Raw genomic sequence first — 16,587 nt, 5'->3', positions numbered from 1 at the left:
TCCCCTGTGGGAGCGAGCCTGCTCGCGAAGCTTTTAAGCGGTTTTCAGGTCAGCAAACCCATTCGTCGTTTGGCCCGGTGCACCGAGCCATTACGCACCGCCCAGCGCATCATCGGCACGCTGCGATTGACGCTGGCGCGGATCAGCTTGCGTTGCAGCGGGCTCTGGCTGACGCCAAGCATCTCACTGGCCCAGTCCGGCAGCAGGTCGATCCCGGCCTTCATCATCAAACCGCCGAAAGGTCTGGCCAAACGGCTGGGGGACGGGGCGTTCAACAACAGCCGTAACACCTCTCGACTGCGCTCATCGCACAGTAGCTGTGGGCGAATGCGCTCAAGGTAATCGGCAATTTCCTGCCGCGAATGCGGCACGTCACGGGCGCCGAGCCGTTCGGCGACCAGCGCGATTTCCGCGTAGTAACGGTCCTGATCAGCAAGGGAAAGGTTCGGATTGCGGTAACGCAAATGGGCCGCGAGGAAGTTGCTGACTTCGGCCACGTGCACCCAGGTCAACAGATCGGGATCGCTGGCGGCGTAGGGCCGGCCATCCGGTGCTGTGCCGGTCACTTGCAGGTGGATGGTGCGGACTGTCTCGATCAGCCAGTCGGCGTCCTTTCGCGAACCGAAGGTGGTGCCGGCAATGAACTGCCCGGTGCGACGCAGTCGGCCGATCATGTCCTCGCGAAAATTCGAATGGTCCCAGACCCCGGCCAGGGCCAGTGGATGCAGAGCTTGCAGCATCAGGGCGCTGATGCCGCCGATCAGCATGCTGCTGAAGTCGCCATGCACTTGCCAACTCACCGAATCGGGGCCGAACAGGCCGGGATCGCCCTTGGGGTTTTCCAGGTCGAGCTTGCCCAGAGACAGACCGGTCAGGCTCATGATCTGGGTTTCGATGCGGGTTCGAATGAATTCCATGGCGACTCAGTGGCGACAAAAAGGCGCGGCCGTGATGGGCCGCGCCGGGAAGTTTAAAGCATGAACTTACTGATTCAGGCGTTTATCGACCAACTCCTGGACCACGCTCGGGTCAGCCAGGGTCGAGGTGTCGCCCAGGCTGTCCAGTTCGTTGCAGGCGATCTTGCGCAAAATGCGCCGCATGATCTTGCCCGAACGGGTTTTCGGCAAGGCCGGCGCCCACTGGATCAGGTCCGGTTTGGCGAAGCTGCCGATTTCCTCGCTGACGTGAGCGAGCAGTGCTTTCTTCAGTTCGTCACTGGGCTCGGTGCCGTTCATGGGGGTGACGAAGGCGTAGATGCCCTGACCCTTGACGTCGTGCGGGTAGCCGACCACCGCCGCTTCGGCGATGCTGTCGTGCAGCACGAGCGCGCTTTCCACTTCCGCGGTGCCGATGCGGTGTCCGGAGACGTTGATCACGTCGTCGATGCGCCCGGTGATCCAGTAATCACCATCCTCATCGCGCCGGGCACCGTCGCCGGTGAAGTAGTAACCGGGGTAGGGCTTGAAGTAGGTGTCGACCATTCGTTGCGGGTCGCCATAGACGCTGCGGATCTGCGCCGGCCAGCTGGATTTGATCGCCAGCACGCCGCTGCCGGCGCCTTTGATTTCCTTGCCCACTTCATCGAGCAACACCGGTTGCACGCCGAACATCGGTTGCGTGGCGCAGCCGGGTTTGATCCGTTGAGCGCTGACCAAAGGGCTGAGCATGATGCCGCCGGTTTCGGTCTGCCACCAGGTATCGACGATCGGACAACGCTGTTCGCCGACAGCATTGAAGTACCACTCCCACGCTTCCGGGTTGATGGGCTCACCGACACTGCCGAGTAATCTGAGGCTCGCGCGGGAAGTTTCCTTCAGCGGTTCGGGGCCTTCACGCATCAGGGAGCGCAGCGCGGTCGGGGCGGTATAGAAAATGTTCACATGGTGCTTGTCGATCACCTGCCAGAAGCGCGAGCTGCTCGGGTAGCTCGGCACGCCTTCGAAGATCAGCGTGGTCGCGCCGTTGGCTAGCGGACCATAGACGATGTAGCTGTGGCCGGTGACCCAGCCGACATCGGCGGTGCACCAGAAGACTTCGTCGTCGCGGTAGTCGAGCACGTACTTGAAGGTCATCGCCGCTTGCAGCAGGTAGCCGCCGGTGGTGTGCAGTACGCCTTTGGGTTTGCCGGTGCTACCGGAGGTGTAGAGGATAAACAGCGGGTCTTCGGCGTCCATCGGTTCCGGCGGGCAATGGTCGCTGACGTCGCGCAGCGCCTGGTGATACCAGATGTCCCGGCCCTCGACCCAGTCCACTTCGCCCTGAGTGCGCTCGACCACGATGACGGTGCTGACGTTCGGGCAACTGTGCAGCGCCTTGTCGACCTTCTGCTTGAGCGGCACGACTTTACCGCCGCGCACGCCTTCATCGGCGGTGATCACGGTGCGGCAGTCGGCATCGAGAATCCGGTCACGCACAGAGTCCGGAGAGAAACCTCCGAACACCACCGAATGCACCGCACCAATGCGCGTGCAGGCGAGCATGGCGTAGGCGGCTTCGGGGATCATCGGCATGTAGATGCACACGCGGTCACCTTTCTTCACGCCACGGCTTTTGAGCACGTTGGCCAGGCGACAGACGTTGTGATGAAGTTTTTTGTAGCTGATCTGCGCGGATTCGGCAGGGTCGTCGCCTTCCCAGATGATCGCGATTTGATCGCCGCGCTTTTCCAGGTGACGGTCAATGCAGTTGTAACTGACATTTAACTTTCCGCCGGCGAACCAGCTCGCCTCACCGGTTTTCAGGTTATAGCGCTGGACGGTATCCCACGGCTTACTCCAGTCGAGAAAGCGTGTGGCCTGTTCGGCCCAGAAGGTGCTGGGGTGCTCGATGGATTGGCGGTACAGGCGCTTGTAGTCGTCTTGACTTAATTGTGCAGCCCGGCGGACGGCATCGGCTTGGGGGAACGTGCTGATATCGAACATGACGGTTCCTTATTCTTGTTTTGCGACAAGTAATAAAGATGCGCCGAGTGGGAGGCGGGTTCAATACCCGAAAACAAACACAACCCTGTAGGAGCGAAGCTTGCTCGCGAAGAAGGCGGCTCGGTGTATCAGGTACACCGAGTTATCGTTCTTCGCGAGCAAGTCGGATCGCCGCACCGTTCGCTCCTACAGGGATGGCGTTAGCCGCGGTGACGACCGCGGAAGTAGTTGATCAGGCCTTGGGTCGAGGCATCGTCAGCCGGGGTTTCTTCGCTGCCGACCAGGCGGTTGTAGACGCCTTTGCCCAGTTCTTTACCCAGCTCCACGCCCCATTGGTCGAAGGCGTTGATGCCCCAGATCACGCTTTGCACGAAGACTTTGTGTTCGTACATCGCCACCAATGCGCCGAGACGACGCGGGCTGATGCGTTCGACCACCAACGTATTGCTCGGACGGTTGCCCGGGATCACCTTGTGAGGCGCGAGTTTTTGCACCTCTTCTTCGCTCATGCCTTTGTCGCGCAACTCGGCTTCGGCCTCGGCAAGGGTCTTGCCCAGCATCAGCGCCTGGCTTTGCGACAGGCAGTTGGCGTACAGCCACTGGTGGTGGTCGGACACCGGGTTGAAGCTGACGATCGGCACGATGAAGTCGGCCGGGATCAGTTGAGTGCCCTGGTGCAGCAACTGGTGATACGCATGCTGACCGTTGCAGCCCACGCCACCCCAGATCACCGGGCCCGTGTCGGTGGACACTGGAGTGCCGTCCTGACGCACGCTCTTGCCGTTGGATTCCATGTCCAGCTGTTGCAAATGCTTGGTGATGTTACGCAGGTAGTGGTCGTACGGCAGGATCGCGTGGCTCTGTGCACCCCAGAAGTTGCCGTACCAGACGCCGAGCAACGCCAGCAGCACCGGCATGTTCTGGTCGAACGGTGCGCTCTGGAAATGCTGGTCCATGGTGTAGGCACCGGACAGCAGTTCCTTGAAGTTCGACATGCCGATGGCCAGGGCAATCGGCAAACCGATGGCCGACCACAGCGAGTAACGACCGCCGACCCAGTCCCACATCGGGAAGATGTTTTCTTCGCGGATCCCGAAGGCCACAGCCGCTGCATTGTTGCTGGAGACGGCGATGAAGTGACGATACAGCTCGGCTTCCGAACCACCCTGAGCCAGGTACCAGGCACGTGCGGCCTGAGCATTTTTCAGGGTTTCGAGGGTGTTGAAGGATTTCGACGAAACGATGAACAGCGTGGTTTCGGCACGCAGCTTCATGGTCAGTTCGTGGAATTCACTGCCGTCGATGTTCGCCAGGTAATGGCAGCGCACGCCTTTCTGGGCGTAGGACAGCAGCGCTTCGGAGACCAGCTCCGGGCCGAGGAACGAGCCACCGATGCCGATGTTCACCACGTCAGTGATCGGCTTCTCGGAGTAGCCGCGCCACAAACCGTCGTGGATACGGCCCACGAGGTCGGTGATCTGGTTCAGGACCTTGTGCACTTCCGGCATCACGTTGACGCCGTTGACCTTCAGCTTGTCGCCGACCGGACGGCGCAGGGCGGTGTGCAAGGCCGGACGACCTTCGGAGGAGTTGACGATTTCGCCTTCGAACAGCGCTTTGATCGCGCCCTGAAGGTCGACTTCGTTGGCCAGGCCCACCAGCAGATCGCGGGTCTGAGCGTTGATCAGGTTCTTCGAGTAGTCGAGAAACAGGCCGCAGCTGCTGAGGGTGAATTGGGTAAAGCGCTGCGGATCGGCATTAAAGGCTTCGCGCATGCTGAAATCTTGCATGGCTTGGCGGTGGTCATTCAACGCTTGCCAGGCGGGCAGAGCGGTAACGTCTTGAGGGGTGCGGTAATACGCCATCGCTGCGGGTTTCCTTTTTACTTGAACGGCCTTTTGAACACTAAAAATACCGGAGCGCTGTGGGTGGGCGTCCGGTCAACTGCGTCGACACGATTTCATGACACAGGGCGAATACAGTAAACCTCGCGCTGCGATCTGTCTTGACTTTGTCTGACCCGTTCCCGGTACTTTTTTATACATCAAGCAGTGAGCGGTCCGACAAACGGAAGGGGGAGGGGCTAAGACGGGATCAGGCGACCTGAACCGGAATGGCATTGCTGGTATGGCTCAGTTCATTACCCTTCGCCATGTAGAGCATGCGTGGCTTGAAGTTGAGCAACTCGGCTTCGCTGTAGTGGGCGTATGCGCAGATGATCACGCGATCACCGACCTTGGCCTTGTGTGCGGCGGCACCGTTGACCGAGATCATGCGCGAGCCTTCTTCGCCACGAATCGCGTAGGTGGTGAAGCGTTCACCATTGTCGACGTTGTAGATCTGGATCTGTTCGTACTCACGGATGCCGGACAGGTCCAGCCATTCGCCGTCGATGGCGCAAGAACCTTCGTAATCGAGTACAGCGTGGGTGACTTCGGCGCGATGCAGCTTGGCCTTGAGCATGATGGCGTGCATGAGTGTTTCCCCAGGTCGGAATCGAACGGCGGGCATTGTGCCCAAAGGCTTAAAGGGCGGCAATAAGGGGGCGAGGCAGCGCAGGACCCTGTAGGAGCGGAGCTTGCTCGCGAAAGCGGTGGATCAGTCGATATCAATGCTGAATGACACACCGCTTTCGCGAGCAAGCTCGGCTCCTACAGGGGGATTGTGGTGTTCAGGCAGTAGCGTCGAGGTTCAGATGCAGGTTATCGATCAACCGCGTAGTGCCCAGGAACGCTGCCACCAGAATCACCAGATCCTGATCTTGCGCAGTTGCCGGGCGCAAGGTCAGCGCATGACGAATCTCCAGATAGTCAGGGCGCAAGCCCGCCGCTTCAAGCTGCTTGATCTGCGCACCGATCAACGCCGGGAAATCCCGTTCACCCTGTTTGATCGCGTCGGCAATCTGGTTCAAACCGCGATACACAACCGGCGCAACGGCCCGCTGTTCTTCGCTGAGGAAACCATTGCGCGACGACAGCGCCAGGCCATCGGCTGCACGTACGGTCGGTTCGCCGATGATCTGGATCGGCATGTTCAGGTCATGCACCAGGGCGCGGATCACCGCCAGTTGCTGGAAGTCTTTCTGGCCGAAGATCGCCAGGTCCGGCTGGACCATGTTGAACAGCTTGGTGACTACCGTCGCCACACCTTCGAAATGCCCGGGACGGCTGGCGCCGCAGAGGCCTTCGGAGAGTTGCGGAACGCTGACGCGGGTCTGGCCGACCATGCCGTCGGGATACATTTCTTCAACGGTTGGCGCGAACAGCAAGTGGCAACCGGCCTGGAGCAGTTTCTCCTGATCGGCCGCGAGGGTGCGCGGGTACTTGTCGAGGTCTTCGCCGGCGCCGAACTGCAGCGGGTTGACGAAAATGCTCGCGACCACGAAATCCACCCGTTGGGTGGCTTTGGTCACCAGTGCAACATGACCACTGTGCAGGTTGCCCATGGTCGGCACGAAGCCGATTCGCTTGCCTTCGCCACGGGCACGGGCCACGGCGGCCCGCAATTCGCGTACGGTTTTTACGGTGTTCATGCAGAGAATCCGTGTTCGATACCTGGGAAAGTCGCCGCTTTGACTTCAGTGACGTAAGCGCCAATCGCCGCTTGAATGTTTTGTTGCCCGGCCATGAAGTTCTTCACGAACTTCGGCACACGGCCAGTGATCGACAGGCCGAGCATGTCGTGCAGAACCAATACCTGGCCGTCGGTGCCGCTGCCGGCACCGATGCCGATTACCGGAATGCCCACAGCCTGGGTGATTTCCTGAGCCAGTTCGCTCGGTACGCACTCGAGCAGCAACATGGATGCACCGGCCTGCTCCAGTGCGATGGCGTCGGCACGCATTTGCCGCGCCTGGTTCTCGCTGCGACCCTGGACTTTGTAACCGCCCAGAATGTTCACCGATTGCGGTGTCAGCCCCATGTGCGCGCACACCGGGATACCGCGTTCGGCCAGCAGACGGATCGAGTCCGCCAGCCACAGCGCACCTTCAACCTTGACCATGTGCGCACCCGCTTGCATCAACAGGGCACTGTTGCTCATGGCTTGTTCGGTGGTGGCGTAGGCCATGAAGGGCAGGTCGGCGAGGATCAACGCATCGGTGTTACCGCGTTTGACGGACGCCACGTGGTAAGCCATTTCAGCGGTGGTGACCGGCAGGGTGCTGTCGTGACCTTGCAACACCATGCCAAGGGAGTCGCCCACCAGCAACACTTCGACGCCCGCTTCATTGCAGGCGTGGGCGAAGGTCGCGTCATAGCAGGTCAGCATGGTGATTTTTTCACCTTTTTGCTTGAGACCTTGCAGAGTGGTCAGGGTGATGGCTGGCATGAAAAGTTCCTCATTCAGGCGCTGTGGAAACTACTGCGAGTAACGCGCGTGATTCGTCGTTAAATACAGGCGCACGGTCTGTTGTCGTGCTTTTAAGGCCTGGATTGCGCCCTTCAGCGCCGTGTTGGCGGCAGCGGGACGCCTATAGTCGTGAGGAGAACTCGGGAAGTCAATTGCGTGTGTTACCGCATTGTTACGCGTGGGGTGTTACCGGGGTAACTGATGCGATTCAGCAACTGTAGATCTTGTGTTCGACACAAAACCAATGTGGGAGCGGGTTGTCAATTGTGGGAGAGGCGCTCCAACCCGATGAACGGGCAGGCTGCGAGCAATTCGCTGAGGCAGCGACCATCAGCCAGACGCAAATCCGCAGGCGCCAGTTCGGCCAGAGGATAGAGAACGAAAGCTCGTTCTTGCATATGGTAGTGAGGCACCTTGAGGCGAGGTTCGTCGATCAGTCGATTACCGAACAGCACGATGTCGAGATCAAGTGTGCGTGGTCCCCAGCGTTCAATACGCTCGCGGCCTTGTTCGTTTTCGATGGCTTGCAGCGCATCAAGCAGCTCCAGCGGCGGGAGTGTGCTGTCGAGGGCGGCAACGGCGTTGGTGTAACGCGGTTGGCCGGGCAGCAGCGAGTCGCTCTGATAAAACGCGGAAACCCCGATCAGTTCGGTCTGCGGCAACTGCGCCAGCGCCTCGACGGCGCTGCGCAATTGTTCGGCGGGGTCAGCCAGATTGCTGCCCATGCCGATGTAGATGCGTTCCATGGATTACTCGCCCGTGGCGCTCGGTGCGCCGGCGGTGCGTTTGCGCTTGGCGCCACCGCTGCGGCGACGTTTGCGTGGAGCGCCGGTGCCGTCATCCTTGCCGCTGAGGTCGCGGATCATGTCGCGACGTTCGCTGTCGTTGGCGTCCTGATAATCCGTCCACCATTCGCCCAGGTCATCGGTCTGCTCGCCGGCGCTTTCGCGCAGCAGCAGGAAGTCGTAACCGGCACGGAACCGTGGGTTGTCCAGCAACAGGTCGGCGCGCTTGCCGCTGCGGCGTGGCAGACGCTCCTGCATGTCCCAGATCTCGCGGATCGGCATGGTGAAGCGTTTCGGAATCGCGATGCGCTGGCACTGTTCGGCGATCAGTTCATGAGCCGCTTCCTGCATCGCCGGAATCGGCGGCATGCCACGTTCTTGCAGGCGCAATACGCGGGCCGGCAGGGCAGGCCAAAGCAGCGCCGCAAACAGGAACGCCGGGGTCACCGGTTTGTTCTGTTTGATCCGCAGATCGGTGTTGATCAACGCTTCGCTGATCAGCGTGTGAGCGTACGTCGGGTTGTATTCCAGGGCCTCTGCACTGGCCGGGAACAGCGGATCGAACAGCTGCAGGTCGACCAGCATCTCAAAGGTGTCCGCGGCATGGCCGGAGAGGAACAGCTTGAGCACTTCTTCGAACAGGCGGGCCGATGGAATCTCGCGCAGCATCGGCGCCAGCTCGCGGATTGGCGCGGCGCTGTGTTTTTCGATGCCGAAATTCAGCTTGGCGGCGAAACGCACGGCTCGCAGCATCCGTACCGGATCTTCCTGGTAGCGTTGCTTCGGATCGCCGATCAGGCGGATCAGGTGATTGCGGATGTCGTGTACGCCGTTGGCGTAATCAAGGATGCGCTCGCTGACCGGATCGTAATACAAGGCGTTGATGGTGAAGTCGCGGCGTTGCGCGTCTTCTTCCAGCGTGCCATAGACGTTATCGCGCAGGATGCGCCCGCTCTCGTTTCGCGAGGACTGGTTGCTGTCTTCCTCTTCATCGTTTTGCGGGTGATTGGCGCGGAAGGTCGCGACTTCAATGATTTCGCGGCCAAAGTGGATGTGCACCAGCTTGAAGCGACGACCGATGATCCGCGCGTTGCGGAATTCGGCCCGAACCTGTTCAGGCGTTGCACTGGTGGCGACGTCGAAGTCTTTTGGCGTGATGCCGAGCAGCATGTCACGCACGCAGCCGCCGACCAGGTATGCCTGGTAACCGGCGTTCTGCAGGCGTTCGACGATGTTCACCGCGTAGCGACTGAATTGGGCCTTTTGCAGCGAATGTTGGCCGCTGTTGAGCACTTCAGGCGTACTGCGAATGTGTTGCGTATGACGCTTGGGAGAACGGAATGACTGGAACAGCTTCTTCAGCATGGGATGCACTGTTTGAAGGAATGTTCGGCCAAAACGAAGAATGACCGCATGATGGGCGGGGATTCTAGCATTTAGTCGGGGGATGGTGTAGGAAGCTGCGCAAGCGCTTGAAGCAGGGGCTTGTTGGTGCGGATTGGCTTTGTGTAGCAGCTGCCGAGCCTGCGAGGCTGCGTTCGACTACGCAGTAGTCGTAAAACCAGAGATTGCGGTGTGTCAGAAGAAACCGGGTGCCTGTATTGCGACTGCTTCGCAATCGAACGCAGCCTCGCGCTGCTCGGCAGCTGCTACAGGGGCAGCGTGAAAGCCGAATTGCAGAAACTACAAGGGGAGCCGAAGCTCCCCAAGAAAGTAGTTGCGTGCTCTATTTTTATTTTTGATTCGGGCTTCTTGTTTTTGTTGAGTGCCCTCGCCATGAAGTTTTTCCTTCATGACCCTCCCAATCGGGAGCCAAGAGCAAACGGATTGCTTTGGTCGCTGTGTTGCAGTGATCTTGCGATCCAACCAGTTCAGGCTCTGTCTTGTGACAGTTTTTTGTTGTTCTCGGCCTGGTCGTGGGGCAAGCCCCAAATACAACGCCTCTCCAAAAGAATCAGTTAGCTGCGCCTCTCGCCGTCTTGTTTTTGTTGTGCGTGAGTCGATACGTCTTATTTTTATTGTCTTGTGCATTGCTTGTTATTGTTCTTGTATCAAACATATAGCAGGGTGCGTGCCAACTTTTGCGAGGCCCAGTAAAACAAGGGGTTAGGCCGGCTGATGAGGTTTTCAGAGGCCAAAAAAAACCGGGGCTTCGTTACCGTAAGCCCCGGCTTCTGTTACGTGAAAAAGCTGAGGTAACAGTTTTTTCACAAGGTCACGTGTTACCCGCGCATCAGACAGGCGAGGTTCAGCTCTCGCTGGCCACCCCGGTCTTGCGCCGCGGAATGCCCAGGCGCTGACGGCGTTCCCACAGGCATTTGCGACTGACACCGAGTTTGCGCGCCAACTCGGTTTCGGTCATGTGGTCCTGATGCTCGAGAACGAAGTGTTGGAAGTAGTCTTCCAGTGACAGGTCTTCGGTCGGCTCATGGCTATTGTTACCGGCGGCGCTACCCTGTTGTGGAGGCAGGCCGATGAAATCGTCATCGTCCAGATCGCTCAGTTCGATGTCGATCCCCAGCAGCTCGGCGGAAATCTCCGGGCTCTCGCACAGGATGACGGCACGTTCTACGGCGTTTTCCAGCTCCCGAACGTTACCCGGCCAGGAGTAATGACGAATCGCCTGCTCGGCATCCGGGGCGAACTTCAGGTCGGTGCGGTTGACCCGCGCGCTCTGTCGCGCCAGGAACGCATTGGCAATTTCGTTGACGTCGGCGCCACGCTCGCGCAGGGCTGGCAGTTTCAGGGCGATCACGTGAAGGCGGTAATACAAGTCTTCACGGAACTGGCCGATCTTCGCCAGGCTCTTGAGGTCCCGGTGAGTCGCAGCAATCAGGCGCACATCGACTTTCTGTGACTGCACCGAACCCACACGACGAATTTCGCCTTCCTGCAGCACGCGCAGCAGGCGGGCCTGGGCTTCCAGTGGCAGTTCGCCGATTTCGTCGAGGAACAAGGTGCCGCCGTCGGCCGCTTCGACCAGGCCGGCACGCCCGGCGCTGGCGCCAGTGAACGCGCCTTTTTCGTGGCCGAACAGTTCGGACTCGATCAGGCTTTCTGGAATGGCCGCGCAGTTCACCGAAATCATCGGCGCCTTGGCACGTTTGGACAGGTTGTGCAGGGCGCGCGCCACCAGTTCTTTACCGGTGCCGGATTCGCCCTGAATCAAGACATTGGAGTCGGTTGGCGCGACTTTGCGGATCTTGCTGTACAGATCCTGCATAGGCGGGCAGGAACCGATGATGCCGATTTCGCCGTTGTTGTTGCTGGCACCCGGTTTCGCGGCGCCATTACCGGCTTTACCGGCGACCGGCTCACCGCTGGCCTGTACAGCTTGACGGTCACGCAGGATTCGCGCGACGGCCTGGAGCATTTCGTCATGATCGAAAGGCTTGGCGATGTAATCCACCGCGCCCATCTTCATCGAGTCGACCGCCGAACGCAGGCTGGCGTAGCTGGTCATGATCAGCACCGGAGTGCCCTGGCCGAGTTTGATCAACTCGGTGCCAGGCGCGCCAGGCAGACGCAGGTCGCTGACGATCAGGTCGAACGTGGGAATGGTGAAGCGTTCTTGTGCTTCCTGCACTGAACCGGCTTCGCTGACCTGGTACTGGTTACGTTCCAGCAGGCGGCGCAAGGCGGAGCGGATAATTGTTTCGTCTTCGACGATCAAAATGTGCGGCATTGATTCGATACTCTCGACGGTCTCAGTTCACAGCGGACGTCGCTTCGACATGACGCGGCAAGGTCACCCGGATACGGGTGCCGCGTTGGCTTTGAACATCAGCCGGGCTGTCGATGGTGATTTGTCCATAATGCTCTTCAACGATGGAATAGACCAGTGCAAGGCCCAGACCGGTGCCTTCGCCAGGATCCTTGGTGGTGAAGAAAGGTTCGAACAATCTATCCATGATGTTCTTCGGAATACCGCTGCCTTCGTCCTCCACGATCAAATCGACCGTGTGTTCGCCGGCTTCGCTTTTGACCCGCACCGCGCTGCCGGGAGGCGAGGCGTCGCGGGCGTTTGAGAGCAAGTTGATCAGTACTTGTGCAAGCCGCTGCGGGTCGCCTTCGACCCAGTGATCGGGATCGCACAGGTTGTAGAACTGCACTTCGAAATTACGTCGGTTCAGGGCCAGCAAACCGATGGCATCCTGGGCCACTTCGGCCAGACAGACGGGCTCGTCGCTGTGCTGATGACTGCCAGCGTGGGCGAAGCTCATCAGCGACTGAACGATGCGCGACACGCGTTTGGTCTGCTCCAGGATCTGCCCGCTGATTTCCTTCAGTTCGCTGTCTTCTTCGCGCTCTTCGCGCAGGTTCTGCGCCAGGCAGGCAATGCCGGTGATCGGGTTGCCGATTTCATGGGCCACGCCGGCGGCGAGTCGGCCAATGCTTGCCAGGCGCTCGGAGTGCACCAGTTTGTCTTCGAGCATCTGGGTTTCGGTCAGGTCTTCCACCAGTAGAACCAGGCCGCTGTTACCCGGGGCCAGCGGTTCATCGATCGCCGCTTTGTGCAGGTTCAGCCAGCGGGTCTGGCCGTCGAGGGCCAGGTGCTGTTTGTGCAAATGCTCGTCCGGCAGATTGATGAAGCCTTGCAGCAGCTCTTTCCAGGGATCGGCAATAGTACTCAACCGCGAACCGACCACACGCTGCGCGGCAATCCCGGTCAGCTCCTCCATGGCCTTGTTCCACATGAGGATTTCCTGATCCTTGGCCAGCGAGCAAACGCCCATCGGCAACTCCTGCAAGGTCTGGCGGTGATAGCGGCGCAGGGCATCGAGTTCGGCGGCAAGCCCGGTCAGGCGCGAGTGGTAATCCTCGAGGCGACTTTCGATGAAGTGGATGTCTTCGGTGACGTAGTTTTCGCCGCCGGCCTTATAAGGCAGGAATGTCTCGACCATGTCCTGAGCCACACTCGGCCCCATCAGGCCGGAGAGGTTGGCTTCGATACGGTCGCGCAAGCGGCGCAAGGCGTAAGGCCGGCGCTCATCGAAAGGCAGATAGAGGTCACGCAGAGCCTGTTCGACTTCTTTCTGCGCAGCCTTGGCGCCCAAGGGTTTTGCCAGCTGCGTGGCGAATTCCTGAGGCGATGCGGCGTGCAATTCGCGGCGTTGCGGGCGACGCACGTTGTCCACGGCGCAGGCTTCGGCGGCGCTGGCTTCTTCCGGGCTGGCGTTGGTGAACAGCGAAATCAGGGTGAACATCAGCACGTTGGCCGCCAGCGAGGCGATCGCCGCCATGTGCCAACTGGTGTCGTCCAGCACGTAGATCATGTTCAGCAGCGGTATGTAGAAACCCTGCAGATTGCCGACCAGCGGCAGCAGCATGGTCACCAGCCACACCAGAATCCCCGCGAGCAAGCCGGCGATGAAACCGCGGCGGTTGGCGGTCGGCCAGTACAGTACCGACAGCACACCTGGCAGGAATTGCAGGGTGGCGACGAAGGCGACGATGCCCAGATTCGCCAGATCCTGTTCCGCGCCCAGCAGCAGGTAGAAACCGTAACCGGCCATGATGATCGCGACGATCAGCCCCCGGCGGGTCCATTTCAGCCAGCGGTAGATATTGCCTTCGGCCGGCGGCTGATAGAGCGGCAGTACCAAATGGTTCAGCGCCATCCCGGACAGGGCCAGGGTGGTGACGATGATCAAACCGCTGGCCGCCGACAATCCACCGATATAGGCCAATAGCGCCAAAGCCTTGCTGTTGGCCGCGATACCAATGCCCAGCGTGAAGTATTCCGGGTTGGTGGTGGCGCCGAGTTTGAGTCCGGCCCAGAGAATCAGCGGTACCGCCAGGCTCATCAACAGCAGGAACAGCGGCAAGCCCCAGCTCGCACTGACCAGCGAGCGCGGGTTGAGGTTTTCGGTAAACGTCATGTGGTACATGTGCGGCATCACGATCGCCGAAGCGAAGAACACCAATAGCAGCGTACGCCACGGGCCTTCCTGCAATGGCGTGTGCAAAGCGGCGAGCGCGGTCTGGTTTTGCAGCAGCCACAGTTCCAGCTGTTGCGGGCCGTCGAACACGCCGTACAGCGCATAGAGACCAACGCCGCCGATGGCGATCAGTTTGATCACCGACTCGAAGGCAATCGCGAACACCAGGCCTTCGTGTTTCTCGCGGGTGGCAATGTGGCGCGAGCCGAAGAAAATCGTGAACAGCGTAATCAGTGCGCAGAAGCTCAGGGCCACGCGATGTTGCACCGGCTCGCGGGTGAGGATGCCGATGGAGTCGGCCACCGCCTGAATTTGCAACGCCAGCAACGGCAGCACGCCGATCAGCATGAAGATTGTGGTCAGTGCGCCGGCCCAGGTGCTGCGGAAGCGGAAGGCGAACAGATCGGCCAGGGACGACAGCTGATACGTGCGGGTGATTTTCAGGATCGGATACAAAAGCACCGGTGCCAGCAGAAACGCGCCGGAGACGCCTAGATAGCTGGACAAAAATCCGTAGCCGTATTGATAGGCCAGGCCCACCGTGCCGTAAAACGCCCACGCACTGGCGTAAACGCCCAACGACAGGGTGTACGTCAGCGGGTGGCGAATGATCGCCCGGGGGATCATGCCCCGTTCGCTGACCCAGGCTACGCCGAACAGCACCGCCAGGTATGCGGCGCTGATCAGGATCATCTGGGTCAGGCTAAAGCTCATCGGCATCTTTTTGGCTCTGCAGGATGAAGGTCACGACGATCAGAATCAGCCAGAGCAGATAAGGGCGATACCAGGCGCCAGTGGCGTCGATCCACCAATCCATGATGGCCGGGGAGAACAGATAAATCCCCACTACCAGGAGCAGGACCAAGCGATAGATGTACATCCCGGCCTCTCTTTTTTATGCGCGTGCCCGAAAACGTGCGGCGATGGTAACGGATGGGCGCGCCACTGCAAGTGTGATCACTGTAGTTGTGCTTCGGGCAGGTTGAGTGTGCGCGGGATCAACACTGCATCCCAGTGGGCGATGCCCCAGTTCAACACTTCCCGTGGGGTGGCGTAAGCCAGTTCGGCACCGGGATTGTGCCCCAGTGCGCGCAACGCACGCAGCAACAAGGGGGTTGCCTGATCTTCGGTCAACGGCGGCGAACGATAGGACTTCCCGAGCTTGTTGCCATCGGGCTGGGTGATCAGCGGGATATGCAGATAACGCGGTTGCGGCAGGCCAAGCAGTTCTTGCAGGTAGAGCTGGCGCGGTGTGGAGTCGAGCAGGTCGGCACCACGGACGATATCGGTAATGCCTTGCCAGGCGTCGTCCAGCACCACCGCCAGTTGATAGGCGTAGAGCCCGTCGCGGCGACGAATCACGAAATCACCGACCTCCCGGCCCAGGTGTTGGCGGTATTCGCCTTGCACCCGGTCGATGAAGTAATATTCCAGCTCGGGGACACGCAGGCGAATCGCAGCATCTTCAGTGTCATGACCGGCGTTGCGGCACAGCCCTGGATAAATCCCGTGATAGGGCGCAAGTGTTTTGCGTGAGCAGGTGCAAGCGTAGGCCAGGCCGTGATTGAACAGTCGATTGAGGACTTCGGCGTAGGCATCGTGCCGGTCACTCTGTCGGACCATTTCGCCATCCCACTCGAAGCCGTAGCTTTCCAGCGCCTTGAGAATGGCCGCTTGAGCGCCGGGCTCCTCCCGTGGTGGATCGAGATCCTCCATGCGCATCAGCCAACGGCCACCCACCGAGCGCGCGTCGAGGTACGAGGCCAGCGCTGCGACCAGCGAACCGAAATGCAGATGCCCGCTGGGCGTGGGGGCGAAGCGCCCGATGTAGGTGGGGGAAACGATGGCGGTCATGGGGCAAGTTTACTTTGTCTGGTCATGCGCAAGTCCCTTTGGGAGCCAGCCTGCTCGCGAAAGCGGTGTGTCAGGCAACATTATTGTTGAAACTGATGGCCCCCTTCGCGAGCAGGCTCGCTCCCACAGGTTTGTTGCCGAGGCAAATATCAGAAACAAAAACGGAGCGTTCGCACGCTCCGTTTTTCGTTCAAGTCGAGATTACTTGCCGACTTGCTTTTCCTTGATTTCCGCCAGGGTCTTGCAGTCAACGCACATATCGGCGGTAGGGCGGGCTTCCAGTCGCTTGACGCCAATTTCGACGCCGCAGGACTCGCACCAGCCATACTCTTCGTCTTCGATCAGTTGCAGCGTCTTGTCGATCTTTTTGATCAACTTGCGCTCGCGGTCGCGGGCACGCAGCTCGAGGCTGAATTCTTCTTCCTGGCTGGCACGGTCTGCCGGGTCCGGGAAGTTGGCCGCTTCGTCTTTCATGTGATCAACCGTACGGTCGACTTCCTGCATCAAGTCCTGTTTCCACTTATTCAGGATCTTGGTGAAGTGAGCGCGCATGGGCTTGCCCATGTATTCCTCGCCCTTTACTTCTTTGTAGGGTTCGAAGCCGCTGATCGACTGGTTTTGCTGCTTTGCTTGGGTGGGCATGAAATGGACCGCCTCTACTCTTGTAATCCATTGCGCAGGATTGCTCCATCACCGACACCTGCCGGCCCTGCGGCTGCAAGCGGGCGAACTTAC

At 59.8% G+C, this 16,587-nt stretch carries 13 protein-coding genes; all 13 read right to left on the bottom strand.

The annotated features are described in order from the left end of the window. Nucleotides 1–44: 44 nt before the first annotated feature. Nucleotides 45–917: an oxygenase MpaB family protein gene (locus QFW87_RS25085; protein WP_283189138.1), complete on the bottom strand. Its 873-nt coding sequence runs from the start codon at nucleotides 915–917 to the stop codon at nucleotides 45–47. 66 nt (nucleotides 918–983) lie between these two features. Continuing rightward, complete coding sequence (acs, locus tag QFW87_RS25080) at nucleotides 984–2,921, bottom strand: acetate--CoA ligase (protein ID WP_283189137.1); 1,938 nt, start codon at nucleotides 2,919–2,921, stop codon at nucleotides 984–986. Nucleotides 2,922–3,121: 200 nt separating this feature from the next. Then, nucleotides 3,122–4,786, bottom strand: coding sequence for a glucose-6-phosphate isomerase (gene pgi / locus QFW87_RS25075; RefSeq protein WP_283189136.1), 1,665 nt, complete (start codon nucleotides 4,784–4,786; stop codon nucleotides 3,122–3,124). Nucleotides 4,787–5,015: 229 nt separating this feature from the next. Continuing rightward, a complete protein-coding gene (gene panD / locus QFW87_RS25070; RefSeq protein ID WP_283189135.1) occupies nucleotides 5,016–5,396 on the bottom strand; it encodes an aspartate 1-decarboxylase in 381 nt (126 codons plus the stop codon). A 196-nt stretch (nucleotides 5,397–5,592) separates the two neighbouring features. Then, nucleotides 5,593–6,453, bottom strand: a complete 861-nt coding sequence (gene panC, locus QFW87_RS25065; protein ID WP_283181698.1) for a pantoate--beta-alanine ligase — start codon at nucleotides 6,451–6,453, stop codon at nucleotides 5,593–5,595. Next, nucleotides 6,450–7,250 (bottom strand): 3-methyl-2-oxobutanoate hydroxymethyltransferase, encoded by an 801-nt coding sequence (gene panB / locus QFW87_RS25060; protein ID WP_283189134.1) that lies wholly within the window; start codon nucleotides 7,248–7,250, stop codon nucleotides 6,450–6,452. The genes panC and panB overlap by 4 nt, the downstream gene beginning before the upstream one ends. A gap of 281 nt (nucleotides 7,251–7,531) precedes the next feature. Then, nucleotides 7,532–8,017, bottom strand: a complete 486-nt coding sequence (gene folK, locus QFW87_RS25055; RefSeq protein ID WP_283189133.1) for a 2-amino-4-hydroxy-6-hydroxymethyldihydropteridine diphosphokinase — start codon at nucleotides 8,015–8,017, stop codon at nucleotides 7,532–7,534. A gap of 3 nt (nucleotides 8,018–8,020) precedes the next feature. Then, nucleotides 8,021–9,421, bottom strand: coding sequence for a polynucleotide adenylyltransferase PcnB (locus tag QFW87_RS25050; protein ID WP_283189132.1), 1,401 nt, complete (start codon nucleotides 9,419–9,421; stop codon nucleotides 8,021–8,023). An 883-nt stretch (nucleotides 9,422–10,304) separates the two neighbouring features. Beyond that, a complete protein-coding gene (locus QFW87_RS25045; protein ID WP_283181694.1) occupies nucleotides 10,305–11,741 on the bottom strand; it encodes a sigma-54 dependent transcriptional regulator in 1,437 nt (478 codons plus the stop codon). A 22-nt stretch (nucleotides 11,742–11,763) separates the two neighbouring features. Beyond that, the gene (locus QFW87_RS25040) at nucleotides 11,764–14,718 is read right to left on the bottom strand and encodes a sensor histidine kinase (RefSeq protein ID WP_283181693.1); all 2,955 of its coding nucleotides are present in this window, start codon (nucleotides 14,716–14,718) and stop codon (nucleotides 11,764–11,766) included. Continuing rightward, complete coding sequence (locus tag QFW87_RS25035) at nucleotides 14,702–14,878, bottom strand: hypothetical protein (RefSeq protein ID WP_003176118.1); 177 nt, start codon at nucleotides 14,876–14,878, stop codon at nucleotides 14,702–14,704. The genes QFW87_RS25040 and QFW87_RS25035 overlap by 17 nt, the downstream gene beginning before the upstream one ends. A gap of 77 nt (nucleotides 14,879–14,955) precedes the next feature. Then, nucleotides 14,956–15,852, bottom strand: a complete 897-nt coding sequence (gene gluQRS / locus QFW87_RS25030; protein ID WP_283189131.1) for a tRNA glutamyl-Q(34) synthetase GluQRS — start codon at nucleotides 15,850–15,852, stop codon at nucleotides 14,956–14,958. A 201-nt stretch (nucleotides 15,853–16,053) separates the two neighbouring features. Next, nucleotides 16,054–16,494 carry an RNA polymerase-binding protein DksA gene (dksA, locus tag QFW87_RS25025; RefSeq protein WP_007902025.1) on the bottom strand — a complete coding sequence of 147 codons (441 nt, stop codon included), beginning with the start codon at nucleotides 16,492–16,494 and terminating at the stop codon, nucleotides 16,054–16,056. Nucleotides 16,495–16,587: the final 93 nt, after the last annotated feature.

The sequence above is a fragment of the Pseudomonas sp. PMCC200344 genome (genome assembly GCF_030053095.1).
Lineage (GTDB): Bacteria > Pseudomonadota > Gammaproteobacteria > Pseudomonadales > Pseudomonadaceae > Aquipseudomonas > Aquipseudomonas svalbardensis.
The sequence above is the reverse complement of the archived record's forward strand: the minus strand, read 5'-3'. Positions and strand labels throughout refer to the sequence as shown.

Bases quoted from the DNA above. Each gene is read 5' to 3' on its own strand.
- QFW87_RS25085 (WP_283189138.1), bottom strand. From the start codon at position 917: ATGGAATTCATTCGAACCCGCATCGAAACCCAGATCATGAGCCTGACC.
- acs (WP_283189137.1), bottom strand. From the start codon at position 2,921: ATGTTCGATATCAGCACGTTCCCCCAAGCCGATGCCGTCCGCCGGGCT.
- pgi (WP_283189136.1), bottom strand. From the start codon at position 4,786: ATGGCGTATTACCGCACCCCTCAAGACGTTACCGCTCTGCCCGCCTGG.
- panD (WP_283189135.1), bottom strand. From the start codon at position 5,396: ATGCACGCCATCATGCTCAAGGCCAAGCTGCATCGCGCCGAAGTCACC.
- panC (WP_283181698.1), bottom strand. From the start codon at position 6,453: ATGAACACCGTAAAAACCGTACGCGAATTGCGGGCCGCCGTGGCCCGT.
- panB (WP_283189134.1), bottom strand. From the start codon at position 7,250: ATGCCAGCCATCACCCTGACCACTCTGCAAGGTCTCAAGCAAAAAGGT.
- folK (WP_283189133.1), bottom strand. From the start codon at position 8,017: ATGGAACGCATCTACATCGGCATGGGCAGCAATCTGGCTGACCCCGCC.
- QFW87_RS25050 (WP_283189132.1), bottom strand. From the start codon at position 9,421: ATGCTGAAGAAGCTGTTCCAGTCATTCCGTTCTCCCAAGCGTCATACG.
- QFW87_RS25045 (WP_283181694.1), bottom strand. From the start codon at position 11,741: ATGCCGCACATTTTGATCGTCGAAGACGAAACAATTATCCGCTCCGCC.
- QFW87_RS25040 (WP_283181693.1), bottom strand. From the start codon at position 14,718: ATGCCGATGAGCTTTAGCCTGACCCAGATGATCCTGATCAGCGCCGCA.
- QFW87_RS25035 (WP_003176118.1), bottom strand. From the start codon at position 14,878: ATGTACATCTATCGCTTGGTCCTGCTCCTGGTAGTGGGGATTTATCTG.
- gluQRS (WP_283189131.1), bottom strand. From the start codon at position 15,852: ATGACCGCCATCGTTTCCCCCACCTACATCGGGCGCTTCGCCCCCACG.
- dksA (WP_007902025.1), bottom strand. From the start codon at position 16,494: ATGCCCACCCAAGCAAAGCAGCAAAACCAGTCGATCAGCGGCTTCGAA.